Origin of the sequence: Kitasatospora sp. NPDC127116, assembly GCF_042677365.1 — a bacterium.
Classification (GTDB): Bacteria; Actinomycetota; Actinomycetes; order Streptomycetales; family Streptomycetaceae; genus Kitasatospora; species Kitasatospora lactacystinica.
Genome location: NZ_JBHXTL010000132.1, coordinates 1 through 26,289 on the forward strand (window position 1 = coordinate 1; position 26,289 = coordinate 26,289).

The window sequence follows — 26,289 nt, forward strand, 5'->3', positions numbered from 1 at the left end:
GCACCGCCCAGACCGTCGCCCTGACCGCCTCCGGCCTGCCGTCCGGCGTCACCGCGAGCTTCAACCCCTCCTCGGTCCAGGCCGGCTCCTCCGCCACCCTCACCCTGAACGCCTCCGCGAGCGCGGCGAACGGGACCTACCAGATCACCGTCACCGGCACCGCCGGCACCACCACCCACACCGCCCAGTACAGCCTGACGGTGGGCAAGGACTCGCCCAACCCCGGCGGCACCTGGACCGCCGGCACCACCTATCAGGCGGGCGACGTCGTGACCTACAACGGCGTCGGCTACCGCTGCCTCCAGGGCCACACCGCCCTGGTCGGCTGGGAGCCGCCGAACGTCCCCGCGCTCTGGCAGCAGGTGTGACCGGCTCGCGCTGACACCCCGTGAAGCCGCTGCGCCGCGGCCCGTCGAGGGGGACGGACCTCGGCGCGGCCGTGCGCGCCGACGGATGCCGGAGGGGTCCCGGGGAGAGGGCCCCGGGATGCCGCGGTGCGCACCGAAGCCCCGGGGGCGGCCTGGACAGTGGGCCGCCCCCGGGGCGCGTCGGCGCGCCGTGCCCACGGCGCGGCGGTCGGTCGGTTGCTGCGGTCGGTCAGGTGCTGCGGTCGAAGAGCTTGACGCGCAGCGGCTCCCGGGCCGGGGTGTCGACCGGTTCCGGCGGGGAGAGGGTGAGGACGAACCCGCCGATCGCGATGACGGCCATGATGGCGACGGCCAGCGGCACGACGAACTGGGAGGCGGGCAGGCCGTCGGCCCGGAACCGCTCGTCCAGTCGGACGGAGACGGCGGCCATCCCGGTGTAGTGCATGGCGGTGACCGCGACCCCGGCGACGAGGGAGGCGGCCAGCGAGGCCGCGAAGCCGGTGATGTTGAGGGTCATCCACAGCGCCGCGGTGGCGGCGGCCACGGCGATGGCGATGGAGACGGCCACCAGCACGGGGTCGTAGGAGACCTCGCCCTCGACCTGCATGGCGGACATGCCGAGGTAGTGCATGGCCGCGACACCGCAGCCGGTGACGGTGCCGCCGATCAGCAGGGACGCCGTCGTCCTGCGGCGGTAGCCGACGTACAGGACGCCGGCGCCGACGACCACGACGGCCAGCAGCAGGCTGCCGAGGGTCTCGGGGACGCGGTAGACGACGGTCGAGCCGGTGACGGCGAAGCCCATCATCGCCATGAAGTGCATGGTCCAGATGCCGCAGCCGAGTTCGACCGCGGACAGCAGCAGCCACCCCAGGCGGCGGGCCGGCGGCAGGGTCAGGGCCCGTACGGTGCAGCGCAGTCCGAGCGCCGCGCCGGTGCAGGCGATGAGGTAGGACAGGAGCGGGTTGATCCAGCCGTAGTGGAACCCGTCGATGTGGGCGGTGTGGGGATGCATGGCCACCTGGGGTGCGTTCTTGCGGAGGGGGGCGGAGTGCTCTCCTGCCCGGGGCGCCGGCGGCTGTGGGGTTGCCGTTCCGGCGGGGGATCAGGATCCGATTCCCGATGGATCGTATAGCGATCAATTTGATTCCGCGAAATCGGCGGCCGGCGGAATTGCTGAGGGGTTTTCAGGGGAATCCGCCGATGGCGGTGGTTCATGATCGACATTGCGCCGGGTCAGGCCGTTTTCGCGATGGGGGCGTCAATTTCCCTTTTGTGAAACACCTTGAACAATTCCGTCCGACGGCGGGGGTGCCCCCGCCGAACGGCGGGGTGCACGGAAAACGCCGCGGAATTCACCCGCGCGGGAAATCCGGCCCGCGGCGCGCCGGGGACGGGGCCGCCCGCTACCGCCCGAGCGCGGCCTGCGCGATGACGGCCCGCAGGCGGGCCTGGACGGCCTCGGCGGCCTCGCGGGTGACCGGGTCCTCGCTCTCCAGCTGCGGGGCGATCAGCTCCGCGGCGGCCACCAGGAGCGGCAGGGGCACCTCCACGCTGCGCAGATGGAGGAGCTGGGAGGCCGCCCGCTCACCGGGCGTGGCCGGTGCGGGGGCGACGGGGATCAGGGCGGTGAGGCCCCGGGGGAGCGGCTGAGTGCTGGTCACCCGGCCCATTCTCCCGTGCGGGCCCGGGCGGTCCGCGCCGGCGGGCCCGCACCGGCCGGCGACGGCGTTCGAAGGCCCGCCCCTACCGGGGCCCCGGAACGGGCGGCCGCCTGCGCGGACCGGCGCCCGGGGCCTCCCCGCCTCCCGACGGCCCCGGGCGGGCGGCGAAGACCCAGCGGTTGGCCGCCAGCGCGTCGTTCGGCTCCGGCAGCGGGCCGCGGCCGTGCACGGCGGTGAAGTCGTACGGGCTGCGCACGGTCACCGTCCAGCCCCGGCGGGTGAGTCGGGCGGCGGAGTCGGGGCGGGGGTCGGCGTCGAAGAGGGCGCGCAGGTCGATGCCGAGCCGCTGCCGGGCCGCGACGTACACGGGGGACGTGCGCACGGCCGGCGGCTCGGCGGCCACGTCCTTGAGCTCGTAGGCGAGGGTGCTGCCGGGCGCGCTGAGCCGGTGCACGGTGGCCATCAGGCGCCGCTCGGCCTCGGCGGGGAGGTAGAGCAGCAGCCCCTCGGCGAGCCACGCGGTCGGCGCCGCCGGGTCGAAGCCGCCCGCCAGCAGCGGCCCGGCCCAGTCGGCGCGCAGGTCGGCGGCCAGGGGGCGGCGCTCGGCGGCGGGAGCCGCGCCGGCCGCGTCGAGGACGGTCCGTTTGAAGGCCAGCACCTCGTCGGTGTCGATCTCGTGGAGGACGCAGCCGGGCGGCCAGTCGAGCCGGTAGGCCCGGGAGTCCAGGCCCGCGCCCAGCAGGACGATCTGGCGGGCGCCGCCCCGTACGGCGGCCAGCAGGTGGTCGTCCAGGACCCGGGTGCGCAGCCCGAAGTAGCGCCCGAGGCGCCCCCACAGCGGGTCGGCCTCCCCGCCGGGGACCTGCTCGGGGCGCAGCGGCCAGTGCGCCGAGGCGGGGGCGGCGCGGACGAAGAGCTCGGCGAGCGGGTCGCGGGCCAGGGCGTCGGGGCGGTGGGTCTCGACGGCGCGGGCGGCCGCCACCAGCAGGGCGGTACGGCCCACCCCGGAGGCCACGCCGCGGGCCGGGGCCGCGGCGGTGGCCCGCCCGGCTTCGGCGTGCCCGGCCACGGCCTGCGCGGCTACGGCGTGCACGGTTCCTCCTCGTGCGCGGGCGCCGTCCAGGCCGCGGGGTCGTCTCCGGTGGTGGTGCGGGCGCCGTACAGGACGCGCATGAACCGCAGGACGTCGTCGCAGGGCAGGTGCAGGGAGGTGGTGCAGTCCGTCAGGACGGTGAGGTGGAAGCCCTTCTGGAAGGCGGTGCGGGCGGTGGAGTCCACGCAGACGTCGGCGTAGAGCCCGGCGAGCACGAGGTGCCCGGTGCCGCCCGCGCGCAGGTGCTCCTCCAGGTCCTCGCCCGGGCCCTCGCCGAGGAAGGCGTCGAAACGGGCCCGTTTGGTGAAGACCCGTTCGCCCGGCGCCGGGGCCACCCCGTGGAACTCCGCCCCCCAGGTGCCCTCCAGGCACTTCGGCTCCTTGCCGAGGCGCCGGTCCCGCGCGCGCCAGGCCGCGCCCTGGTGGACGGTGTCGCCGAGGAAGCGGACGAACACCACCTCCACGCCCGCGCGCCGGGCCCGGTCCACCGCCCGGACGCTGTTGGCGACCACGGCCTCCAGGACGGCGCCGTCGCCGCCGAAACGGGCCCGGGCCACCGGCCCGGCGCAGAAGTCGTTCTGCAGGTCCACCACCACCAGGGCGGTTCCCGCCGGGCCGGTCACGGCTCGCCCACCAGGGCCGTGGAACCCGCGGCGGCACCGGGCGGGTCGAGGACGTCGACCAGCGCGTCGACCACCGCGGTGGTGGAGTGCCGGCCGTCGAGGTCCGGGGTGCGCACGTCCTTGTCGTCCAGGGCGGTGAGGGCGGCCTCGACCGCCCGGACGGCGCCGGGGACGCCGGCGTGCCGCTCGGCGACCAGGGCGGCGGCGCGGACCGTGGCCACCGGGTTGACCAGGTCGCGCCCGGCCAGGTCGTCGGCGGAGCCGTGCACGGTCTGGTACTCGACCAGCCCGGCCGCGCCGGGGTCGAGGCAGACGTTCTCCGTGCAGCGGTTCTCCTGCCGCTGGGCGCCGAAGCGGTCCAGCAGGACCACGTGCATGATGTCCGCCCACTCGTTCCCGGCGATCAGCAGCGTGCGCTCCGGCAGGCCGTGGGTGATCAGGTTGCGGTTGACGGTGTCGGGCTGGAACACCTCGATCCGTACGCCCAACCGCTCGGCGATCCCGGCGACCCAGGTGTCGAACGCGCCGTCCAGGAGGTGGAACTTGTAGGCCATGACGATGCGGTCGATCCGCCCGTCGGGCCATTCGCGCCGGGCCCGCTCCAGGGCGTGGCGCACGACGGTCCCGGTGGTCTCCCGGCTGAAGGACAGGGTGCGGGTGACCGCTCCCGGGGTGTGCAGGTTCTCCCCGGTGTAGAAGCCCTGGGCCTGGTCGCGGACGAGCAGCAGGGACGTTTCTCCGGCCCGTAACAGGTCCACCTTGACGGCGCACAGGCGACGGCGCACCAGGTACAGGGACTGGGCGTTGATCGCGGTGCGGAAGACCGCGGTGGTGCCGCCGGCGGCCAGGTCGCGGCAGAACCGCTCGTAGTGCTCCGCGTCCTGCCCGGTCAGCTCCTGGACGTCGGCGGGGCCGCCGTGCGCGCGCAGCGAGACGTAGGAGTGGTACAGGCGCGGGGAGCGCACGATCCGCACCCCCGTCGGGTGGTCGGCGGTGAGCACCCGCAGGACGCGTTCGAAGACGGCGGCGAGCTCCGGGCCGGTGCCCCGGCCCACCGCCAGCCCGACCGCGGGCCGCCCGGCGGCGGGCGCCGGCACCGGGCCGGCGCCCTGGTGGGCGACCGGGGTCACCGGGCCGCCCCGGGAACCAGGTGGTCGCCGGGGATGCCGGTCTTCTCGGGGCGGTAGTAGTCGCGGATGCCCTCCGCCCAGACCGCGACCGGGACGCGGTCGCCGTCCACCGGGCCGAACGCGTCGAACAGCGCCGTGATGTTCCGGTCGTCGAACCCGATCGCGGTCATCAGGGCGAGGAAGTCCGGGCGGGTGACCAGGCCGTCGCCGTCCGGGTCGCCCAGCGTGGACAGCGCGCGGGCGAACTCGTCGATGGTGGCGTCGAAGCGCTGCGGGTCCAGCACCACGGCGGTGAACTCCTCGGGGCTGATCCGCCCGTCGCCGTCGGTGTCCAGCTCGGTCACCAGCGTGTGCCAGTAGTGCCGCAGGGCGTCGAGCAGCCGGTTCTTGGCGTCCTCGCCGGCCCGGGGGAGCGCCGCGACGACGCGGCTGCCCATCAGGTCGAAGTCGGCGGGTTCGAGGACACCGTTCCCGTCGGCGTCGAACAGTGAGAACACGAGCCCGACACGGTCGGTGGCTGCGGACGTGGGCATGGCGGTACACCTCGGGTTTCCCGGACGAAGGGACGCCGGGCCCGTGCCTCGGCGACCGCTCCACTATCCGGCCCCGCCCGGGCCACCGGCGCGCGAAGCACGGCCGGACCACCCGATCGGGGGCAATGCGCCCCCTCGCGCATGACGCCCCGGTCGGCTGGACAGGTAGTGAGGCTGACCCGCGCGCCCCCGACCGGGCCGTCCCGGGGGAATCCGTCCGTGATTGTGCACAGCGTCGCAGGCTCTTGGCACCGCGTCCGCTCGCCCGCGCGGAACCGTTCACCGGGGAGTGCGCCGTTCTAGCCTCGTTCACGACGCAGCCGCCTTCGCCCGAAAGCGGACTGCCCTGTCCGGGAGGGGAATTCGATGCTCAAGATGCGCAAATTCGCGGCAACGGCCGTCGCCGCGGCCTCGCTCACGCTCGGAATCGCTGCCGCCACGCCGGCGTCGGCGACCACGACGAACACTTCCTGTTCCACCTGGAGCGACAGCAACACGTTCGGTGCGTACTGCTCCGAGGGCGCCACCTACTTCCGGGCCGTCGCCCTGTGCAACAGCGGCCAGACCGTGTACGGAGACCTGCGCCGGGTCGGTGGCGGCTCCTGGAGCTACGCGTACTGCACCAGCGTGGGTTCCTCGCTCTACCGCGGGTCGGTTTCCCTGGCCTGACCGGCCCGGACCGTTCGCCCCTGAGTGGCCCGCAGGCCGAGAAGCCGCCCCCAGCCACCAGGGAGCCCTGGAGGACTGCCGGGATTCCCGCCGTGCGGGGATCCCGGCAGTCCGCGTCGAGGGCCGCCGACGTGCGCGGCCCATGATCCCCGGTCTCCGAACTCTCCCCGAACTCGGCGGAGTCCGGGGAGAGTTCGGGCGACCGTGCCGTGCCGCCCGGCAGCGGTCACCGCCCGCGGGCCGGGCGCCCGTCCCGCGCCCCGCGGCTACTCCCGCGCCGCCGCCGACAGCGCCCGCTGCCGGTGCTCGCGGGGCGAGAGGCCGTACGCCGCCTTGAACGCGCGGCTGAACTCGCAGGCGCCGGGGATGCCGCAGCGTGCGGCGACGCCCTGGATCGACAGGGCGTGCAGGGCGGGGTCGGCGAGGTCGCGGTGGGCCTTGCGCAGCCGCTGGCCGCGGATGAACGCGGCGAGGGTCTCGCCCTGGGAGTGCCGGGTGAACAGCCGGTGCAGGTGGCTGACGGAGATGTGGTGGGCGGCGGCGACCACCGGCGGGGTCAGGCCGGGGTCGTGGAGGTGGTGCCGGACGAAGGCCCGGACGCTCTCCACCACGGTCCGCTGCCGGGAGTCCTGCGGAAGCGCGTTCACGGCGTCGAGCTCCCCGGCGATCCAGGCCCCCACCAGGTCGACCACGACCGTCCCGAGGCGGCACGCCTCCGCCGGTGTCAGCTCGGCGGCCCGGCCGTCCAGGCCGAGGAGGAACTCCGCCAGCAGCGCCCCCGTCCCCTCCCGCCGGGACAGCCCGCGCCCGAGCAGGTCGCGCAGCCGGTCCGGGGGCACCGGCAGCAGCGAGGCGGGCAGGTCGACGCCCACGCCGGCGGCCCCGAACCGCTCCTGGCCGGGGTCGCCGGCGCCGAAGCACCGCACGTCGTACGGGTGCGAGCTGTCGACGATCGTCAGGTCCCCGACCCCGATCGTCTCCCGCTGGTCGTCGGCGCGGCTCAGGGCCTGGCCGCCGGCCGTCAGCAGCGTCAGGTGGTACAGCTCCTCGTCCGACTGGCGCACCATGCGCTCGGTCCGCCGGAACCTCGCCGACGGGAACGACGTCCCCAGCAGCGCCACCGGCCCCAGCTCGACCCGACGCACCTGCGCCGTGAAGCTGTCGACGTGCGCGCTGGTCGCGTCGCAGACCCGCGTCCGTCCGACCAGGTCCCGCCAGTGCTCGAAACGCTCCTCCGCCGACGGACCGTCGCCCCCGGCCGTGCTCTCCGTTCCCACGGAAACTTCCACCCCCACGGAAACTTCCACCCCCACGGAAACTTCCACCCCCACGGAAACTTCCACCCCCACGGAAACTTCCACCCCCATGGACACTTCCACCCCCACGGACAACTCCGTCCTCTCTCACGCGATTTACCCTGTCGGGCCGGCAGGTCCCCCCCGCGGCCCCGCACTTGACGGACTCCTCGGCGTCCGGCGGCGTGGCTGCCGCCCCGCCCCGTCGTTCCTCCTCCTCGCGGCAGTTCGACACGGCGGGGGCGGTTCGGGTTGTACGGGAAGGACCGTGACCTGATTGGTACAGACCACTGATGGTTCGTTGTGATAGAACCTCAGCTCTGGGCCGCAAGTGGTCCCGTGACGTGCGCCCCGGAGTCGAGCGGAGGGCGCCGAGGGGAGTGGCGGATGGTGCTGGCGGGGGTCGGGCGCCGGATCGGGCGGCACGGTGCGGTGCTGGCGGCCGTGGCCGTGAGCATCCTGGTGGCGACGGCGGTGCTGGCCGCGGTGGCCGGGCTGGCGCAGTCGGCCGCCGCGGCCGGGGTGCGCCAGCGCCTCGCCGCCGACGCCGGCCGCTCGGTGGAGGTGTCCGCGCGCTGGACGGCGCAGGGCCTGCCCGCGGCCGACCGGGCGGTGCACGCGGCACTGGTCCGGGCGATGGCCGGCGTCCCCTTCCGCTCCGAGACCGCGCTGCGGGCCGGTATCGCCGTGGACCTGCCGCTGCCGCTCGCCGCGCGCCGGCAGGCCACCGAAACCGGGCTGCCCGGGCTCCCGGTGGCACTGCCCGACCCGGGCCGCTACGCCCGGTTGAGCAGCGGCAGTTGGCCGGACGCCGCCACCGCCACCGCGTCCCCCGCCGCGTCCTCCGCCGCCCCCGCCGACGCCCCCGGGAACGCCCCCGGGAACGCCCTGCGCGTCGCCCTCCCCGAGACCGTCGCCGACCGCCTCGGCCTGGCGAGCGGCAGCACCGCGGTCGTCCCGGACCCCGCCACCGGCGGCCCGCTCACGCTCACCGTGACCGGCGTCTACCGCCCCGACTCGGCCGCCGACGCCTTCTGGAACGGCCTGGCCGGCGCCGACGGCGCGGACCGCGCCCTGCTGCTGGCCGACGGCGCCCAGCTGACGGCCCTGCCCACGTTCGGCAGCCGCACCCAGGCCGTGTGGCTGGCCCTGCCCGACACCGGCCGGTCGAGCCTGCCCGAACTCGCCGCGCTGCGCGACCGGGTGGCCGTCCTCGCCGGCTCCGACACCGCCCGCTCGGTCTACCGCGGCGCAGCCCCGCCCCTGGCCGACACCAGGGTGCGCAGCGCGCTGCCCGCCGCGGTCGACGGCCAGGCGGTGCCGGCCCTGGCCGCCAGGGCCGAGATCGCTGTTCCGCTCGCCCTGCTCGCCGTACTCGCCTCGGTGGTCCTGGTTCTGACGGCCCGTCGGCTGGCCGACGCGGTCGCCGTCGAGCAGGCGCTCCAGCGTTCCCGGGGAGCCGGCCTGGCGCGGCTGCTCGCGGTGGCGGCCGGCGAGTGGGCGGTGGCCGCCGTGCCGGCGGCGGCCTGCGGGCTGCTGCTGGTCGAGCCGCTGCTCGCCGCCGTCCTGCGCGGCGCCGGGGCGCACGGCCTGACCGCGGCCGACGGCCGAACCGCCTGGTGGGCCGCCGGGTTCGCGCTCGCGGTGCACGGCACGGCCCTGCTGCTGCCGCTCGCCCGGCAGGCCTGGGACCCCCACGCCCGGCAGGCGCTGCGCCGGCGCCGCCCGCTTCGGCCGGGCCTGCAGCGGGCCGGAGCGGACCTGGCGCTGCTCGCCGTGGCGGTCCTCGGCTTCCTCCAACTGCGCCACTACCAGGGCGTGGTGGTGCCCGGCGCGGGTGCTGGCTTCGACACCGGGGTCGACCCGGTCCTGGTGCTCGCCCCGGCGGCGATGGCGGTGGCCGGCGCGGTGCTGGCGCTGCGGGTGCTGCCGCCGGCCGGACGGCTGCTGGAACGGGCGGCCGCCCGCTCCCGCGGCCTGGTCGCGCCACTGGGCGCCTGGCGGCTGAGCCGCGACGCCGGCCGCCAGGCGGTCCCGGTCCTGGTCACGCTCCTGGCCGTGGCCTGCTCCGGCCTGGCCGCCGGGGTCCTGGCCGCACTTCCGGCCGGCGACCGCGACCGGGCCGCCTTCACCGTCGGCGCCGACCTGCGGCTGTCCGGGGTGACCGGTGCGGCGGCGCAGCGGCACAGCGCGCTGGCCGCGCTGCCGGGCGTCACGGCCCTCACCCCGGTCGCCGACCAGTCGGCCTACGTGGGCAGCGCCGTGGTCCGGACGGTCGCCGTCGACACCGCCGCCGCCGCGGCCTCCGGCGCCCTGCCGGCCCTGCGCCCCGACCAGGCCGACCGCCCGGCACCGGCGCTGCTGGCCCCGCTGACCGCCGCGCCCGCCCAGGGGCTCGCGATCCCCGGCGAGCCCACCGCCCTGGAGCTGACCGTCCAGGCCACCGCCGACCCCGCACCGCCGGACCAGGGCCCGAGCCTGCTGCTGTGGATCCAGGACGCCGACGGGCTGACCGAGCAGCTGACCCTCCCGCTGACGGCCGACGGCCGCCCCCACCCGCTGACCGTGAACCTGGCCGACGGCGGCCGGCGCAGCTACCCGCTGACCCTCGCCCGCGTCGGCGTCCGCTTCCCCGGCCCCCTGGCCCGGCGCACCACCCTGGAGCTGGACCTGCCACGGATCAGCGCCGTCACCGGCGACCGGCGAACCGACCTCGCCCTCGGACCGGACCGGTCCTGGGTCCGCTCCGGCGCGCCCTTCGTCAGCCCCACCGCACTCGGCTGCCCCACCGGCGACCCGGCCCCGGACGCCCGGCCCGCCTCGGTGCTCGACGGCGGCGCCCAGGACGACCGGGCCACCGCCTGCACCTGGCACAGCCGCGGACCCGGCCTCCTGCACGCGGTGCTGCGCTCCCAGAACCCCGCGAACGCCCTGGACCCGGCCGCCCTGGACACGTACCTCGCCGTGCGCACCCCGACCGGCACCCCGGACGGGAGCGCCCCGCCCGTCCTGTCCGCGATCGCCGACCGCACCCTGCTCGACGCGGTGAACGCCAAGGTCGGCGACACCATCCGGCTCACCTGGGACCGCGACCGCGACAGCGACCAGAAGGTCCGCATCACCGGGGAGGTCGACGCCCTGCCCGGCTACGGCCGCGGCCAGGGCCACCTGCTGCTGGACCTGCCCGCGCTCGCCGCCAACCGCGCGCTCACCGGCGCGCCGCCGCCCGTCGACACCCACTGGTGGCTGGCCAGCGACGACCCCGCCGCCACCTGGGCCGCCGTCGACGGCCACAGCGCGTTCGGCCGCGCCCAGAGCGCACAGCGGCTCGCCGCCGACCTGGCCGACGACCCGTTCCGGGCCGGACTGCGCTGCGCCTGGCTGCTGGTCATGGCCACCGCCCCGCTCTTCGCGGTGACCGCCCTGACCCTGCACGCGGTCGGCGCGGCCCGCTCCCGGCAACGGGAGTTCGCCGTACTGCGCGCACTGGGCGCACGGACCGGCGAACTGACGGCGATGCTGCGCGCCGAACAGGTGGCGGTGACGGTGCCCCCGGTGCTGCTCGGCGGCCTGCTGGGCCTGCTCCTGACGGCCCTGCTGCTGCCGCTCACCGTGCTCGACGACAGCTCCGGCCCGGTCTTCCCTGCCCTGGCCACCGCCCCGGGCCGGCCAGCCGCCGCGCTCACCACGCTCGCCAGCGGCCTGCTGCTGGCCCTCACGGTCCTGGTCCTCACCCGGCTGCTGGCCAGGGTCGACCTGGTCCGGGCCCTGCGCGCGGGGGAGGACGGATGAGCCCGACGCCAGGACGGCGGCCCGGCAGCGGGCGCGCCCCCGGGCCCGGCACCGCACCCGGCACCCCGCCCCGCAACGGACGCTTCGACGGCGGGAGCCCCGCATGCTGACACTGCGCCTGATCCGACGGGAGGCGCGGATCGCCTGGCCGGTGGCGGCCGGGCTGGCGCTGCTCTCCGTCCTGCTCACGGCGATCCCGCTGAGCTGGCCGCCGCGCTTCGACCGCCTCGCCGCCGGCGCGCTCGCGGACCGGGTCGCCCGCGCCCAGCTGTCCGGCCCGCTGATCACCGCCACGTCCACCACCGTCCCGCTGCCGTCCAGGCCCCGGATCGCCCCCGGCGCACTCGACCGCGACCTCGACCAGGCCGGCCACGCGGTGCGCGCCGCCGCCGGACCGCGACTGGCCGCCGCGCTCGGCACACCGAAGGGCCGCGTGAGCGCCCCCTCCGCCGCGGCGCAAGGGCCCGGAGTCCCCACCCCCTACGGCCGGCCCCCGGGGCTCAGCCTGGTCCACGCCCAGCCCGACGACGCCCACGGCCCGGTCGAGTACGTCCAGGGCCGCGCACCCCGGCAACCCGCACCCGACCCGACGGACCCGCCCGGACGGCCGCCCGCCGTCGAGGTCGCGGTCTCCGAAGTTACCAGGGACCGCCTCGGCCTGACGACGGGTCAGCGATTCGGCCTGGCCGGCACCGGCTGGTCCACCCCGGTGCTCCTGGTCGGCGTCTTCCGCACCGACCACGGCGCCGACCGCCTCTGGCAGCAGTTCCCGATGCTCGTCGCCCCCTGGACCGTCCCGGCCGAGACCGGCCAGCAACTGGTCGGCCAACTCCTCACCAGCGCCGAAGGGATCGAACAGGTCGCGGGCCGCGGCACCGTACCGCTCGAACTGGCCTGGGACCTGCCCGTGGCCACCGACCGGTCCGGGCCCGCCGCCACCGCCACGGGGACCGCCGAACTGCGCGCCGCCCTCGCCGGGCTGCGTGCCGCCGACACCGCCCAGCGCTGCGGGGACGAAACCGGCGGCCTCTGCACACTCGCCGGCCAGATCGTGCCCAAGATCGCCGTCACCGACCGGCTCACGCCCGAACTGGACGCCTACGCCGCCCAACGCGGACGCGCCCAACAGCTCCAGGGCTTCGCGCTCGTCGGACTGCTCGCCGTGGTCGTGGCCACCGCCGTCGCCACCGCACGGCTCGGCGCCCGCCGCCGGGCCGGCGCCATCGCCCTCCAGCTCTCCCGCGGCGCCGGGACCGCCGGGATCGCCGGCCGCCTGCTGGCCGAGGCCGCGGTCGCGGTCGGCACCGGCGCCGCCGCGGGCTGGGCGATCGCCCGCGCCACCACGCCCCAGGGCACCGCCCTGGGATCCGCCCTGCCGGCGGCCGTCGCCGCCCTGCTGGTCTGGTGCGCACCGGCCGCCACCCTGCTCACCACCGCCCCGCGCACCCGGCCCCCGGCACGCTCGCGCCGCCTCGTCCTGGAAGCCCTGGCCCTGCTGCTGGCCGCGGGCGCGCTGACCGCGCTGCGCACCCGCGGCGCCCTCGCCGGCTCCGGCCTCGACCTCCCGCTCGCCCTGACCCCGGTCCTGCTCGCCCTGGTCGCGGCGCTCGTCCTGCTCCGCCTGCTGCCCCCGCTGCTGCGCCGGGCCGCCCACTGGGCGCGCCGCTCGCGCGGCCCGGTCCCGCTGGTGGCACTCGCCCAGGCCGGCCGGCACACCGGCACGGCCGCACTCGCCCTGCTGGTCCTGACGCTGGCCATGGGCTACGGCGTCTTCGGCGCCGGGATCTCGCGCACCGTCACCGACAGCCGCGCCCAGAGCGCCGACTGGCGCACCGGCGGAGCACCGCTCGCCCTGGTCGGACCGCGCGACCGACTGCCCGAGGACCTCTCCCACGTCCCCACCGTCGGCCACCAGGTGACCGTCGCCGGCGCGAGCGGCGAACTCACCTCGCAGGACGACGGCACCACCTTCCCCGGCGCCCAACTCGTCGGACTGGACGCCGCCGCCCTGTCCGCCGCCCGCCCCTCCTCCCCGCTCGCCCGCGCCCTGCTGGCCGCCGACGGGGCCGACGCACCGGTGCGGCAGACCGGCGAGAACGGCGCCGAACCGGTGCTCACCGCCCTGGCCGACCCCGCCCTGGCCGCCCGCTTCCCCGACGGCACCTTCGAACTGTCCGCCCTGGGCACCAGCCGCGTCCTGGTCCACGTGATCGGCGCCCTGTCCGAGGACGCCCTGCGCGACCCGGTCCTCGGACCGGTCCTCGGCAACGGGCCGCGCCCCGGCGCCCTGCTGCTGTTCACCGGCCCCTCCGCACAACGCCTGCCCGCACAGCCCGGCCACCCCTCCGCACTCCTGCTCCACCCGGCCGCCGGCGCCCCACCGCTGGACCGGGCCGCCGTGCGCACCGCGGCCACCCCGCAGCTCGCCCCCACCGGCAGGACCGGCCCGCGGGTCGAACTGCTCGACCACGCCGCGGAGTTCGAGGCCCTGCGCACCGACGGACTGGTCCGCTCGGTCCAGCTCGCCTTCCAGGTCACCACCGCACTCGCCCTGCTGCTCGCCCTCGGCGCCTTCGTCCTGGACCTCCTCCTCAGCGCCACCGAACGCGCCCGCGTCACCTCCTACCTGCGCACCCTGGGGCTCACCGGCCGCTCGGTACTCGCCCTGCAACTGCTGCACCCGCTGCCGCTGCTGCTCACCGCCGCGGCCGGCGGCACCGCCCTGGGCCTGCTGCTGCCCGGGGCACTCGGCCCCGGCCTGCGGCTGCAAGCGCTCACCGGAGCGCCCTTCGAACCCGCCGCACACACCGACTGGACCACCACCACGGCGCTCGGCCTCGCCCTGACCGTGCTGGTGACGGCGGCCGGCGCCCTGGAGACGGCGATCGCCCGCCGCCGCGCCCTGGGCGCCGTCCTACGACTGGGGGAGGCCCTGTGACCACCCGTGAGAACGAACGACCCGCCGCCGGGACCGACCGGCCCATGGTCCACTGCGAGAGCCTCGTACGGATCTACCGCACCGGCACCACCGCCCGCGGCGGCGTCGAGGTCCAGGCCCTGCAAGGACTCGACCTGACCGTGCGCGAGGGCGAACTGACCGCCCTGGTCGGGGCCTCCGGCTCCGGCAAATCCACCCTGCTCGGCATCCTCGCCGGCCTGGACACCCCCAGCGCCGGCACCGCCACCGTCGACGGCACCGACCTGGGCGCGCTCAAGCGGCGCGAACGCACCGCCTACCGCCGCCGCACCGTCGGAACGATCCAGCAGCAGACCGCCGCCAACCTGCTGCCCTACCTGACCGCCCGCGAGAACGTCCAACTGCCCATGGGCTACGCCGGCGTACCGCGCCGCCGCCGCGCCGCCCGAGCCACCGAACTGCTCGACCTGATGGGCATCGCCCAGGCGGCCGACCGCACCCCCGCCGCGCTCTCCGGCGGCGAACAGCAGCGGGTGGCCATCGCCGTCGCCCTCGCCAACGAACCCCGCCTGCTGCTCGCCGACGAACCCACCGGCGAACTGGACACCGCCACCTCGCAGGAGATCTTCACCGCCCTGCGCACCGCCAACAGCGAACTGGGCACCACCGTCCTGATCGTCACCCACGACGCCCTGGTGGCCGACCAGGTCCGCCGCACGGTACGGATCCGCGACGGGCGCACCTCCACCGAAGTGCTGCGGGGCCCTGCGGCCGCCGACGGCGACGGTGACGGCGCACCCGTCGAGTACACGGTGCTGGACCGGGTCGGCCGGCTCCAACTGCCGCGCGACTTCACGGAATCCCTCGGCCTGGCGCACCGCGTGCGACTGGTCCTCGAACACGACCACATCACCGTGTGGCCCGACCACGACCGCCCGCCGGGCGCCGGACCCACCGCGGACGGCGGCTGACCTCCGCCCGCCGCCTGACCCGCCGTCCGCCCGCCCGCCGACCGACAGGAACACCCGTTCCCCCGGCCCTGTCAGGGAGCTGGACAGCGGTGCGGGAGTCGACCAGTCTCACCACCATGACGTTCCCCCAACACTCTCCCTCCGCCACACGCACAGCGCTCCTCCAGGCCGTCACCGCGGTCGGCGACGAAGCCGTCCCCCTGCTCGCCGACTGCCGCGGCGACATCCGCATCCCCGGCGCCGAGTGGACGGTCGCCGAGGCCGCCGCCCACCTCGCGATGGCCAACGAACTGATGGCCGCCCTCGCCGCCGGGGAGGAACGCCCGTACGGGGACGGCACCCCGGGCGCGCTGGCCGCGGCCAACGAGGTCTCGCTGGCCGCGCGACCCGAACGCGACCCGGCCGTACTCGCCGAGGAAATCGCCCGCCAGGCAGGGGAGTTCGCGGCGGCGGCCGGCCCGCGCACGGGCACCGAGCCGATGCTGACCCCGCTCGGCCCGATGGATCTGGACACCCTCGGCGCCTACCTGCTGACCCACATGCTGGCCCACCTCTACGACGTCGCCGTCGCGCTCGGCCGGCCCCACCCGATCGACCGGCAACGCGTCGGGCTGACCATGCCGTTCCTGCGAACGGCCATGCCCCTGGTGGCGGACGCCCGCACCGCGGCCGGCCACAGCGCCTGCTACCGGCTGCGGCTGCGCGGCGCGGGCGGATTCGCGGTCACCTTCACCGACGGCGCCGTCGCGGTCAGCCAGGAGCCGCCCCGGCGCCCCGACTGCACGATCCTCGTCGAGCCGGTGGCGTTCTTCCTCCTCGCCCTGGGCCGCTGCTCCACCGCCGGCGCCATCGCCCGCGGCAAGGTGCTCGCCTGGGGCCGCCGGCCCTGGCTGGCCCCGTCCTTCCCCGGACTGTTCACAGCCCCCTGAACCCGCGCGCCGGCCCGGCACCGGCGGCCACCGCGCCCCCCTCGGCCTCGCGGCACGCCCCGCAGGCGTTCCACTGGGGCCCGCCGGGCGCGGGGGAGCGGCGAGGGGCCAGGGTCATGTCGGAGGTGCTCAGGCCGCACAGCGTCAGGGGGCCGCAGGCGCCGGAGGCCTCCGCGGGGGCGCAGTGCGCCAGACGCACCGGGTTCCCGGGGTCCGCCGGCCCGCGGTCGGGGCCGAGGATCCGCACATTGGTCGGCGTATCGGGTTCGAGCACGATGACGGTGTCCATCTCCACAACCTCGCCGCCCGACCCGTCCGCTGCACCCGCACCGTGGCATCCGGCCCAGCCACCCCCACCCCTGACACCCCCGCCCCCGGCGCCCTCCCGGCGGCGGGGCCCGGCCGCCGGGGCCGCTAGCATCGCGCGCATGCTGGCGCTGCTCCACACCTCCCCGGTCCACGTCCCGGTCTTCGACGCGCTCCGCGACCGCGAGCACCCCGGGCTGTCCCTGCGGCACGTCGTGTCGCAGGGGCTGCTGGCCAGGGCCCTGGCGGAGGGGCCGGAGGCCGTCGCGGGGGACATCGACCGGGTTCTCGCCCCGGCGATCGCCGCCGGGGCCGCGGCGGTGCTGTGCACCTGTTCGACGATCGGGGGCGTCGCGGAGGCCCGGGCCGCGGCGCTGGGAGTGCCCGTGCTGCGCGTCGACCGTCCGATGGCGGCGGCCGCCGTCGCCGTCGCGCCCGGCGGCGGCCGAGCGGCGACACGCATCGCCGTGATCGCCGCACTGCCCGGCACCCTGGGCCCGACCACGGCCCTCGTCGACGAGGAGGCCGCCCGATCCGGCCGGCCGGTCACGGTGACGGCCACGGTGGTCGACGGTGCCTGGGAGCGGTTCGAGAGCGGTGACCGCGCCGGCTACCTGACGGCGATCGCCACCGCCGTCGATGCCGTGGTCGACGCGGACGCCGTCGTCCTCGCCCAGGCGTCCATGGCGGACGCCGTGCAGCGGACCGCGACCGCGGTACCGGTCCTGTCCAGCCCGGCCCTCGGGCTGCGCGCCGCTGCCGCCGCCGCGGTGTCACGGCCCGCGCAGGCGGCGCCTGAGTATCCGTACTCAGGCGGCGCTGTCGGTGCCGGATGACACTGTGCGGGTGCGTCGGGACGCCCGGGCCCGGCACCACGGAGGGGATGACCATGAAGCGTGCGAGTTTCGCCTGGACGACGGCGGTCGCGGCGGTGGCGGCGATCGCGGTGACGGCGGTCCCGGCGTCCGCCGGACAGGCCGGACAGGCCGGGGAGATCGGACAGGCCGGGGAGATCGGACAGGCCGGGGAGATCGGGGAGATCGGGTACGGGACGCCGGGGACGGGCGAGATCCTGCCCTACCCCGGGCAGGAGGGGCTGATCTGGATCCCGGACTGGATCGGTGACGGCGGGGCGGTCACCGGCGGCGCGTACGCGGCCGGTCCACCCGTCACCGTGACGGTCGGCTGCCGGGGCGGCAGCGGCGGCGCGGGCGAGGTGCGGGTCACCTTCACGCCGTACTACGGCGACACCACCCCGGTGGAGTTCACCGTGCCCTGTCCGGCCGAGGCCGTCGACAGGGGCTCGGCGGTGGTGACGGCCGAGCAGGGCCGGTCCTTCCACGTCGGGGTGAAGGCGTCGGCTCCCGACGTGCACTGGGGGCTGACGGTCACCCAGCCGGACGCCTGACCGACCGGGGACGGGAACAGCCCGCCCGCCGGCCGCAGCCCTCGCGGGTGCGGCCGGTTCCCCCGGCCCCGCCGCCGGGGCCCGCCGCCGGGGCCCGCCTTGCTATACACACCATGTATACATGGTGTGTATAGTCCTTGATCATGTCACTCGGACAGATGCTCCTCGGGTTCCTGGAAGCCCAGCCCCGCCACGGATACGACATCAAACGCCTCTACGACGAGCACTTCGGGCGCGACCGCTCCCTGCACTACGGGCAGGTGTACGCGACGCTCTCCCGGCTGCTGAAGAACGGCCTGGTCGTCGTGGAGGGCGTGGAGGCCGGCGGCGGCCCGGACCGCAAGCGGTACGCGATCACCGACGCCGGAGTCACCGACCTCGCCGACTGGCTCAACCAGCCCGAGGACCCGCAGCCGTACCTGCAGAGCACCCTCTACCACAAGGTCGTGCTCGCCATCCTGACCGGACGCTCCGCCGCCGACGTCCTGGACACCCAGCGGGCCGAACACCTGCGGACCATGCGCGAACTGACCCGCCGCAAGCTCGCCGGCGACCTCGCCGACGAACTGATCTGCGACCACGCGCTGTTCCACCTGGAGGCCGACCTGCGCTGGCTGGAACTGACCGCCGCCCGCCTCGACGACCTCACCGCCCGCCTCACGGAGACCCCACGTTGACCAGCGCCGGACCCCTGCTCACCGCCCAGGACCTGCACAAGTCCTTCGGCCTCACCCCGGCCCTCGCCGGCGCCTCGCTCACCGTCGCCGCCGGCGAACTCGTCGCCGTCATGGGCCCCTCCGGCTCGGGGAAGTCCACCCTGCTGCACTGCCTCGCCGGCATCACCCGCCCCGACCGCGGCACCATCGGCTACCAGGGCCGTGACCTCACCACCTGCACCGACGCCGAGCTCAGCGCCCTGCGGCGCACCGAATTCGGCTTCCTGTTCCAGTTCGGCCAGCTCGTCCCGGAACTCTCCTGCCTGGAGAACGTCGCACTGCCGCTGCGCCTGAACGGCATGCGCCGCAAGGCCGCCGAGGCCCGCGCCGGCGAGTGGCTGGAACGACTGGAGGTCGCCGACGTCGCCGCCAAGCGCCCCGGCGAGGTGTCCGGCGGCCAGGGCCAGCGGGTGGGGGCCGCCCGCGCCCTGATCACCGGCCCCAAGGCGGTGTTCGCCGACGAGCCGACCGGCGCCCTCGACACCCTCAACGGCGAACGCGTCATGAAGCTGCTGACCCTCGCCGCGCGCGAGACCGGCGCGGCCGTCCTCCTGGTCACCCACGAGACGCGGGTCGCCGCCTACGCGGACCGCGAGGTCGTCGTCCGCGACGGCCGCACCCGCGACCTGGCGGGCGCCCGGTGAGCGCCGCCGACCCGAAGGTCCGCCGGCCCGCCCTGGACCAGCTCGCCCTCGGCGCCCGACTGGCCGTCACCAGCGGACAGGACGGCTGGGGCCGACTGCTGCTCACCGCCTGCGGCGTCGGCCTGGGAGTGGCCCTGCTGCTCTTCACCGCCTCCTTCCCCGGCATCGTGCACCACCGCGACCAGCGCCTGTACACGCAGAACGACACCTTCCGGGACGAGGACCTGCCCGCCCCCGGCGACCGGACGGTCCTCGTGGCCGTCGCCGACACCACCTTCCACGGCACGCCCGTGCGCGGCCGGATCGTCCAGCCCGAGGGCCCGAACGCGGCGCTGCCGCCCGGGGTGGCCGCCTACCCGAAGCCCGGCGAGATGGCCGTCTCCCCGGCCCTGGCCGACCTGCTGAAGGACCCCGCCAACCAGCTGCTGCGCGAGCGCCTGCCCCACCCCGTGGTCGGCACCATCGGCCCGGCCGGGCTGCTCGGACCCGGCCAGGCCGACTTCGTGCTCGGCGGCGACCGCCTCTCGGTGGACACCGGCGCCGTCCGGATCACCGGGTTCGGCCACTTCTCACCGCCCAAATCCATGGACCCGAAGCTGATCCTGCTCAACGCCGTGGGCCTGACGGTGATGCTGGCCCCGGTCGGGGTCTTCCTCGCCGCCGCCGCGCGCTTCGGCGGCGAACGGCGCGACCGCCGGCTCGCCGCCCTGCGGCTCGGCGGCGCGGACCGCCGGATGACCGCCCGGATCGCCGCCGGGGAGTCCCTGGTGGGCGCGGTGCTGGGCCTGGCCGCCGGCGCGGCGCTCTTCCTGATCGGCCGACAGGCGATCGGACGGATCCGGCTCGCCGGATTCAGCTTCTACCCCGAGGACGTCGCACCGCAGCCCGCCGTCGCCGCCGCGATCGCCGTGGTCGTGCCGCTCATGGGCATCGGCGTCACCCTGCTCGCGATGCGCCGGGCGACCGTCGACCCGCTCGGCGTGGTCCGCCGCTCCGGCCCCGGCCGCCGCCGGATCGGATGGCGCCTGATGCTGCCGCTGGCCGGCCTGGCCCTGACGGTGTTCGCCCTCGCGCTCTTCGACCCGGTGAACGGCACGCGCGGATCGCTCCTCGTGGCGGCCGGCGTGATGCTGACGCTGATCGGCCTCTGCACCCTCCTGCCGTGGCTGGTGGAGGCCGTCGCCCGACGGGCCGGCGGCGGCGGGCTTTCCTGGCAACTGGCAACCCGCCGCCTGCAGTTGGGCTCGGGACCGGCCGCCGCGGCGGTCAGCGGCGTCGTGGTGGCGATCGCCGGGGCGATCGCCCTGCAGACGCTCTTCCTCGGCATCAGCACACAGTACGAGGGCATCACCCGGGGCGTGCCCGCCGCCGGGCCGTACCAGCAGTCGGTGTCCTTCCCCGGCGGCGCGCCCACCGCCGACGGCATCGCCGAACGCCTGGCGCTCAGCGCCGGGGTCAAGGCCACCGCGGCGTACACCGAGTTCTCCCTGGAGAGCGGGACGGCCAGGTCCTGGCAGCTGCCCTCGGTCCGGATCGCCTCCTGCACGGTGCTGCGCGGCTTCGCGACCCTGCCCGACTGCAAGGACGGCGACGCCTTCGCGGTCCAGGGCCCGGCCGGGCGGCCGGGCGCCGAACCGGTCCGGCCCGGGACGACCGTCCACGCCGCCTACTTCCGGGGCGCCGGCGAGCCGGCCCCCTTCCCGCTGCCCGCCGTGACGGCCACCGTCACCGCCGTCGAGGGCGCGGACCCCAACGGGCGGCTCGGATCCGGCCTGCTGCTGCTCACCCCCGCCGCCGTGCCGGCCGAGGCGCTGCGCGGACAGCCGGCGACCGTCCTGGTGTCGCTCGCCGACGGCCTGACGGACCCCGAGGAGCAGCTGACCACCGCCGTGATGGCGATCGACCCGCAGGCCCGCACCGGGTTCCCGCTCGACAACACGCTCGACCCCACCTACCTCGCGGTCAAGCGCCTGCTGACGGCGGGATCGGCGATCACCCTCCTGCTGGTCTCCCTCAGCCTGCTGGTCGGCCAACTGGAGCGCTTCCGGGAACAGCGCCGCGTGCTCGGCGTGCTGAACGCCGTCGGCACCCGCCGCCGCGTCCTGGGCCTGTCGGTGCTCTGGCAGACGCTGCTCCCGATGGCCCTGGGCCTGGTACTGGCGGCCGTCGGCGGCCTGCTGATGGGGGCTGTGCTGCAGTACGCGGCGGGCGTCCCGTGGAACGTGGACTGGGGCTCGATGCTGGCCATGTCGGGAATCGCGGCCGGCGCGGTCCTCCTCACCACCGCCCTCGGACTGCCGCGACTCCTGCGGCTGATGCGGCCCGACGCGCTGCGCTACGAGTAGCCCGGATCCCGCGCGGCGCCCCGACGCACCCCGGCCGGTCCCCGCGAGGGGCCGTCTCCCGCGCCGGGGCGGGAGACGGCGGCACGGGGGACGGCGGCACGGGAGACGGCCGGGGAGGCGGCCCGGGACGGTCAGCCGCCGACGGCCGATCCGTCCGCGACGGGCCGCCAGGGGGAGAGGTCGACGGCGCTCTGGACGTAGCCGGCCCGGTCCCAACTGCCGTTCGCGTGACGGATGGTGTGGTAGAGCGAGCCGTTGTTGGCGCAGGTCTCGAAGAGCAGCTGCAGCTCGTTGTTCACATTGGCGCCGTCGGCGCCGCACACGTAGAAGGGCTGGGTGAGGATCTGCTGGCCGATGGGCCCCCAACCGGCCCAGTTCCCGTCGGAGTTGCGGATCGTGTGGTAGACGGCGATCTGGCTGTTGTTCACCACGGCGACCTGCAGCGCGCCGTTGATGCCCACCGCGACCACGTCGTGCGGCCAGCCCCAGGGGGAGGGGGTCCCGGCCGCGCCCATGATGTTGCCCCAGCCGGCCCAGGTGCCGTCCGCGTGCCGGATGGTGTGGAGCACGCTGCCGTCGTTCCACATGGTGGCCACGATGTGCAGTTCGCCGTTCACCTCGGCCGTCGCCAGGCTGAAGTACTTGTCCGAGCCGAGTCCCGGAGGGGCGCTGATCGCTCCCCAGGGCTGCCAGCTCCCGTCCGGGTTCTCGACGGTGTGGACGAGCCGGCCCGAGGGGTCGACCGCCGCCAGCTGGACCCGGCCGTCCACCATGGCCGCGCCGGCCGTGCCGAGCTGGAAGTACTCGCTGGAGACGGGCAGTTCCGCCAGGCCCCGCATCGGGGTCGGCGCGGACCAGCTGCCGTCGGGCTGCTGCGTCGACTGGACGAACTGCACGCTCATCGGGCCGGAGCTCCGGAGCCCGAACAGCCGCAGCCGCCCGGAGTCGACGACGGTCGTCCAGTACCGGAAGCCGCCGAACTGCGGGATCTCCCTGGCGGCGTCCCAGGTGCCGTCCGGTGCCCGGCGGGTCTGGACGACCTTCCACGGATCGGCGCGCAGCATCAGGTTCAGCCCGGCCGTCGGGGCGGCGTCGCTCCCGGTCGAGCGGGGCGCGGCCCCGGCCGGCGCGGCCGTCATCACGGTGGCGAGCGCCACCGAGGCGGCCAGCAGCGAAGCGACGCGTACCCGGCGTCGGCGGGTGGTCCTCAGCACGACAGAATCCCCCTGTTCAGGTGGCCCCGATCGGGCCAGGTGCTGTCATACCAGAGCCAGGAGAGCAAGGGGAAGCAGAAATTCCGCCGGCCGCGGCCGCGGCCGCCGGCGGTGGCGCTGGCGGGGGAGGGCGGCCGGGCCGGCGGACGTCACCCCAGCGCGGCCGCCTTGCGCAGCAGCACCGACCGCTCGCGGGAGTTGCGGCACAGGCGGGCGGCGAGTTCCAGCTCGGCACGGGCCTCGGCGGTGCGGTCGAGGCGGAGCAGCAGTTCGCCGCGCACGCCGGGGAGCAGGTGCGACCCGGACAGGCGGCCGGTGGCGGCCAGGTCGTCGACGATGGACAGCGCCTCCCGCGGTCCGCCCGCCATCGCGACCGCCACCGCGCGGTTGAGGTCGACGACGGGGGAGGGGGCCACCCGGCCGAGCGCCTCGTACAGGAGCACGATGCGGTCCCAGTCGGTCTCCGGCACCGAGGGCGCCGTCGCGTGGCAGGCGGCGATCGAGGCCTGCAGACCGTACGGTCCGAGGCCCCGCCCGAGGGCGGCGGCGCGGCCGAGCGCGGCCAGACCGCGCCGGATCGCGGAGCGGTCCCACCGGCGCCGGTCCTGGTCCTCCAGGAGCACCGCCTCGCCGTCGGGCCCGGTGCGGGCCGGGAAGCGCGCGGCGGTGAGCTCGAACAGCGCGAGCTGGCCGTGCACCTCGGGCTCCCCGGGCAGCAGGGCGGCCAGGACCCGGGCCAGCCGTACGGCCTCGTAGGCGAGGTCGGGGCGCAGCAGGTGGTCGCCGGCCGTCGCCGTCGAGCCCTCCGTGAAGACCACGTACAGGACGCTCAGGACGGCGCCGAGCCGCCCCGGCCGTTCCTCGGGTGGCGGCAGCTCGAACGGCACGCGGGCGGCGGCGATCGTCTTCTTCGCCCGGGTGATGCGGGCCTGCACGGTCGGTACCGGCACGAGGAAGGCGCGGGCGATCTCCTCGCTGGACAGGCCGCCCACCACGCGCAGCGTGAGTGCCACCTTGGCCTCGGGCGACAGCACCGGGTGGCACGCGACGAACATGAGGGACAGGACGTCGTCGTCGACCCGGTCCGGGTCCCAGGGCAGATCGTCGGGCGGCCCGGGCGGGCCGTCCGCGCCCGAGCTGGACTGGCCGTCGGCGAGCCGGCCGGCGAGCACGGCGTACCGCTCGTCGAGGGCCGACCCGCGGCGGAAGGCGTCGATGGCCCGCCGCCGCGCGGTCGCCAGCAGCCAGCCCACCGGGTTGGCCGGCGCACCGTCGCGCGTCCAGGTGACGAGTGCCTCCGCCAGCGCCTCCTGCGCGACGTCCTCGGCCAGCGCGAAGTCCCCGGTGTAGCGGGCCAGCGCCCCGACGATCCGTGCGGACTCGATCCGCCAGACGGCCTCGACGGCCCGCCGCGCCGACTCGGCGACCGGCGGGCCGTCGGTGGCCCCGGCTGTCACAGCTGGCCGGTCCGCTCGCGCCACGCCCGCTCCTTGACGATCCACTCGTTGTCCTGCGGGAACTCCTCGATGCCCGGCACGCGGCGGACCTCGCACTTCGAGCCGGGCAGCGCCGGGAGGCGCTTGGCCCACTCGACGGCCTCCTCCTTCGAGGCGACATCGATCAGGTAGAAGCCGCCGAACAGCTCCTTCGTCTCGCCGTACGGTCCGTCGGTGACCACCGGGGTCTCCCCGCCGAAGTCCACCACCACGCCCTGCGAGGGGTCGTCCAGCCCCTCGGCGGCGACGAGCACGCCCGCCCGGATCAGCTCCTCGTTGAAACGGCCCACCGTTTCGAGCATCTCCTCGAACGGCGTCTCCATCATCTTCGCGACGGACTCGTCGGTGCCCCGCATGATCAGCATGTACTTCGCCATCTCCGGCCTCCTCGTTCGGGGGTCGCCTCTCGACCCTTCCGGTCCCAGGTCGAACGGCGCGGCCGCGGATCGACACGGTGGACGGACCAGGATCATTTTCTTCGTGTTTCTTTGCGACGGGGGCCCGCGCCGCACGCCGGGGAGCCGGGGCCCGGCCGGCGTCCGGCCGGATCAGGGCTGCCGGCGGGCGCGTTCGGTGATGTTGCGGGCCATGCCCCCGAACACCACGGTGTGGAACGGCGCGGCGGCCCACCAGTACGCGTGTCCGGCCAGGCCGTGCGGGTGGAACAGGGCCCGCTGCCGGTACCGGGTCCCGCGGTCCCCGTCCGGTGCGACGGAGAGTTCGAGCCAGGCCGGCCCGGGCAGGCGCATCTCGGCCCGCAGGCGCAGCAGCCGGCCGGGTTCGATCTCCTCGACGCGCCAGAAGTCCAGGGAGTCCCCGACCCGCAGCCGGGCCGGGTCGCGGCGGCCCCGGCGCAGTCCGACGCCGCCGACCAGGCGGTCCAGCCGGCCGCGCACGGCCCAGGCGAGCGGGAAGGAGTACCAGCCGTTGTCGCCGCCGATGCTCTCGATCACCCGCCAGACGGCGGCGGGCGGCGCGGCCACGACGCGTTCCCGGACGTCCTGGTAGAGGCTGCCGCCGGCCCAGTCGGGATCGGTCGGCAACGGGTCGCTGGGCACACCGGGCAGCGAGGCGGAGGACCAGCGGGTGGCGACGTCGGCGTCCTTGATCCGGCGCAGGGCGAGCGTGACGGCCTGGTCGAAGCCGGTCAGGCCTTCCGGCGGGTCGGGCACCCAGCGGGCGATGTCGTGCTCGCCGCGGACGACCTCGTGGCGCAGGGACTCGACGAGGGGGCGGGCGATGGACCCCGGCACCGGGGTCACCAGGCCGACCCAGTAGCTGGAGAGGCGGGGGGTGAGGACCGGCACGGGGACGACGAGGCGCCGGCGCAGCCCGGCGACGCGGGCGTAGCGCTGCATCATCTGCTCGTAGGTGAGGACGTCGGGGCCGCCGATGTCGAAGGTGCGGTTCAGCCCGGGCGGCAGGTGGGCGGCGCCGACCAGGAAGCGCAGGACGTCCCGGACGGCGATCGGCTGGATCCGGGTGGACACCCAGCGCGGGGTGACCATCGCGGGCAGGCGTTCGGTGAGGTGGCGCAGCATCTCGAAGGAGGCGCTGCCGGAGCCGATGATCACGGCGGCGCGCAGTTCGGCCGTGGGGACACCGCCGGCGCGCAGGACGCGGCCGACCTCGGCGCGCGAGCGCAGGTGGGGGGAGAGGTCCGCCTCGGGCACCCCGGCGGGGACGAGGCCGCCGAGGTAGACGATCCGGGTGACGCCGGCGGCCGCCGCGGCCGCCGCGAAGGCGCGGGCGGCGTCGCGGTCGGTCGCCTCGAAGGACGGTCCGGTGCCGAGCGAGTGGACGAGGTAGTAGGCGACGTCGATGCCGTCGAAGGCCCCGGCGAGGGTGGCCGGGCGGGTGACGTCACCGGTGGCGGTCTCCACCCGGGCCCGCCAGGGCTGGTCGCGCAGCCGCCGGGGATCGCGCACCAGGCAGCGCACGGCGTGCCCGCGGGCGAGCAGTTCGGGCACGAGCCGGCCGCCGATGTAGCCGGTCGCCCCGGTCACCAGGCAGCGCAGCGGGCCGGGCCGCAACGGATCCATGTCGACTCCTCTCCGGAAGCAGCACCCGCGGGCTTCCGCCGGGCCGGGAAGTCCTCGTCCGGTTCCACGTTCCCGCACCGGAAGGCCCGGCGCGCCCGCTGCCGCGCCCGCGGTCGCCCGAGCCGGGCCACGGC

23 protein-coding genes are annotated in these 26,289 nt (G+C 76.1%); 11 read left to right on the forward strand and 12 right to left on the reverse strand.

The features are described from left to right. Positions 1-368: carbohydrate-binding protein (locus ACFVHV_RS35750; RefSeq protein ID WP_380357034.1), on the forward strand; the 368-nt coding region annotated here is incomplete at its 5' end. A 229-nt stretch (positions 369-597) separates the two neighbouring features. On the opposite strand, the gene ACFVHV_RS35755 is transcribed toward ACFVHV_RS35750, so the two are convergent. The 6 genes from ACFVHV_RS35755 to ACFVHV_RS35780 all read right to left on the reverse strand — a co-directional run bounded on the left by ACFVHV_RS35755 (position 598) and on the right by ACFVHV_RS35780 (position 5,411). Then, a complete protein-coding gene (locus ACFVHV_RS35755) occupies positions 598-1,383 on the reverse strand; it encodes an MHYT domain-containing protein (protein ID WP_359913191.1) in 786 nt (261 codons plus the stop codon). A 391-nt stretch (positions 1,384-1,774) separates the two neighbouring features. Then, a complete protein-coding gene (locus tag ACFVHV_RS35760; protein WP_380357037.1) occupies positions 1,775-2,032 on the reverse strand; it encodes a hypothetical protein in 258 nt (85 codons plus the stop codon). 82 nt (positions 2,033-2,114) lie between these two features. Beyond that, positions 2,115-3,047 (reverse strand): SAM-dependent methyltransferase, encoded by a 933-nt coding sequence (locus tag ACFVHV_RS35765; protein ID WP_380357067.1) that lies wholly within the window; start codon positions 3,045-3,047, stop codon positions 2,115-2,117. Positions 3,048-3,112: 65 nt separating this feature from the next. Beyond that, positions 3,113-3,748: an isochorismatase family cysteine hydrolase gene (locus tag ACFVHV_RS35770; protein ID WP_359913196.1), complete on the reverse strand. Its 636-nt coding sequence runs from the start codon at positions 3,746-3,748 to the stop codon at positions 3,113-3,115. Continuing rightward, a complete protein-coding gene (locus ACFVHV_RS35775; protein WP_380357040.1) occupies positions 3,745-4,878 on the reverse strand; it encodes an isocitrate/isopropylmalate family dehydrogenase in 1,134 nt (377 codons plus the stop codon). The genes ACFVHV_RS35770 and ACFVHV_RS35775 overlap by 4 nt, the downstream gene beginning before the upstream one ends. Further along, positions 4,875-5,411, reverse strand: a complete 537-nt coding sequence (locus ACFVHV_RS35780) for an EF-hand domain-containing protein (protein ID WP_359913202.1) — start codon at positions 5,409-5,411, stop codon at positions 4,875-4,877. Before ACFVHV_RS35780 ends, ACFVHV_RS35775 begins: the two co-directional genes overlap by 4 nt. A 375-nt stretch (positions 5,412-5,786) precedes the next feature. Between ACFVHV_RS35780 and ACFVHV_RS35785 the strand changes: the two genes are divergently transcribed. Beyond that, a complete protein-coding gene (locus ACFVHV_RS35785; RefSeq protein ID WP_359913205.1) occupies positions 5,787-6,080 on the forward strand; it encodes a hypothetical protein in 294 nt (97 codons plus the stop codon). Positions 6,081-6,346: 266 nt separating this feature from the next. On the opposite strand, the gene ACFVHV_RS35790 is transcribed toward ACFVHV_RS35785, so the two are convergent. Further along, complete coding sequence (locus ACFVHV_RS35790) at positions 6,347-7,357, reverse strand: helix-turn-helix domain-containing protein (protein WP_359913208.1); 1,011 nt, start codon at positions 7,355-7,357, stop codon at positions 6,347-6,349. 405 nt (positions 7,358-7,762) lie between these two features. Between ACFVHV_RS35790 and ACFVHV_RS35795 the strand changes: the two genes are divergently transcribed. The 4 genes from ACFVHV_RS35795 to ACFVHV_RS35810 all read left to right on the forward strand — a co-directional run bounded on the left by ACFVHV_RS35795 (position 7,763) and on the right by ACFVHV_RS35810 (position 15,984). Beyond that, a complete protein-coding gene (locus ACFVHV_RS35795) occupies positions 7,763-11,167 on the forward strand; it encodes an FtsX-like permease family protein (protein ID WP_380357044.1) in 3,405 nt (1,134 codons plus the stop codon). Between the two features lie 103 nt (positions 11,168-11,270). Then, positions 11,271-14,105: a hypothetical protein gene (locus ACFVHV_RS35800; RefSeq protein ID WP_380357047.1), complete on the forward strand. Its 2,835-nt coding sequence runs from the start codon at positions 11,271-11,273 to the stop codon at positions 14,103-14,105. Between the two features lie 44 nt (positions 14,106-14,149). After that, complete coding sequence (locus tag ACFVHV_RS35805; RefSeq protein ID WP_380357069.1) at positions 14,150-15,055, forward strand: ABC transporter ATP-binding protein; 906 nt, start codon at positions 14,150-14,152, stop codon at positions 15,053-15,055. Between the two features lie 116 nt (positions 15,056-15,171). Next, the gene (locus tag ACFVHV_RS35810; RefSeq protein WP_359915127.1) at positions 15,172-15,984 is read left to right on the forward strand and encodes a maleylpyruvate isomerase family mycothiol-dependent enzyme; all 813 of its coding nucleotides are present in this window, start codon (positions 15,172-15,174) and stop codon (positions 15,982-15,984) included. Here the strand turns inward: ACFVHV_RS35810 and ACFVHV_RS35815 are convergent. Beyond that, positions 15,971-16,273: a hypothetical protein gene (locus ACFVHV_RS35815; RefSeq protein WP_359915130.1), complete on the reverse strand. Its 303-nt coding sequence runs from the start codon at positions 16,271-16,273 to the stop codon at positions 15,971-15,973. The genes ACFVHV_RS35810 and ACFVHV_RS35815 overlap by 14 nt on opposite strands. Before the next feature lie 139 nt (positions 16,274-16,412). On the opposite strand from ACFVHV_RS35815, the gene ACFVHV_RS35820 reads away from it, so the two are divergent. The 5 genes from ACFVHV_RS35820 (at position 16,413) to ACFVHV_RS35840 (ending at position 21,403) form a co-directional block, all read left to right on the forward strand. After that, positions 16,413-17,126, forward strand: a complete 714-nt coding sequence (locus ACFVHV_RS35820) for an aspartate/glutamate racemase family protein (RefSeq protein ID WP_380357051.1) — start codon at positions 16,413-16,415, stop codon at positions 17,124-17,126. 53 nt (positions 17,127-17,179) lie between these two features. After that, positions 17,180-17,698, forward strand: coding sequence for a hypothetical protein (locus ACFVHV_RS35825; RefSeq protein ID WP_380357053.1), 519 nt, complete (start codon positions 17,180-17,182; stop codon positions 17,696-17,698). A 143-nt stretch (positions 17,699-17,841) separates the two neighbouring features. Beyond that, the gene (locus ACFVHV_RS35830; protein ID WP_359915136.1) at positions 17,842-18,375 is read left to right on the forward strand and encodes a PadR family transcriptional regulator; all 534 of its coding nucleotides are present in this window, start codon (positions 17,842-17,844) and stop codon (positions 18,373-18,375) included. Beyond that, the gene (locus ACFVHV_RS35835) at positions 18,372-19,058 is read left to right on the forward strand and encodes an ABC transporter ATP-binding protein (protein WP_359915139.1); all 687 of its coding nucleotides are present in this window, start codon (positions 18,372-18,374) and stop codon (positions 19,056-19,058) included. Before ACFVHV_RS35830 ends, ACFVHV_RS35835 begins: the two co-directional genes overlap by 4 nt. Continuing rightward, positions 19,055-21,403, forward strand: a complete 2,349-nt coding sequence (locus ACFVHV_RS35840; protein ID WP_380357057.1) for an FtsX-like permease family protein — start codon at positions 19,055-19,057, stop codon at positions 21,401-21,403. Before ACFVHV_RS35835 ends, ACFVHV_RS35840 begins: the two co-directional genes overlap by 4 nt. A 131-nt stretch (positions 21,404-21,534) precedes the next feature. Here the strand turns inward: ACFVHV_RS35840 and ACFVHV_RS35845 are convergent, their stop codons facing one another. The 4 genes from ACFVHV_RS35845 to ACFVHV_RS35860 form a co-directional block, all read right to left on the reverse strand. After that, positions 21,535-22,617, reverse strand: a complete 1,083-nt coding sequence (locus ACFVHV_RS35845; protein ID WP_359915144.1) for a hypothetical protein — start codon at positions 22,615-22,617, stop codon at positions 21,535-21,537. 149 nt (positions 22,618-22,766) lie between these two features. After that, the gene (locus ACFVHV_RS35850; RefSeq protein ID WP_380357061.1) at positions 22,767-24,098 is read right to left on the reverse strand and encodes an RNA polymerase sigma factor; all 1,332 of its coding nucleotides are present in this window, start codon (positions 24,096-24,098) and stop codon (positions 22,767-22,769) included. Then, a complete protein-coding gene (locus tag ACFVHV_RS35855; RefSeq protein WP_359915086.1) occupies positions 24,071-24,490 on the reverse strand; it encodes a YciI family protein in 420 nt (139 codons plus the stop codon). The genes ACFVHV_RS35850 and ACFVHV_RS35855 overlap by 28 nt, the downstream gene beginning before the upstream one ends. 171 nt (positions 24,491-24,661) lie before the next feature. After that, positions 24,662-26,155, reverse strand: coding sequence for an SDR family oxidoreductase (locus ACFVHV_RS35860; protein ID WP_380357064.1), 1,494 nt, complete (start codon positions 26,153-26,155; stop codon positions 24,662-24,664). Positions 26,156-26,289 lie beyond the last annotated feature (134 nt).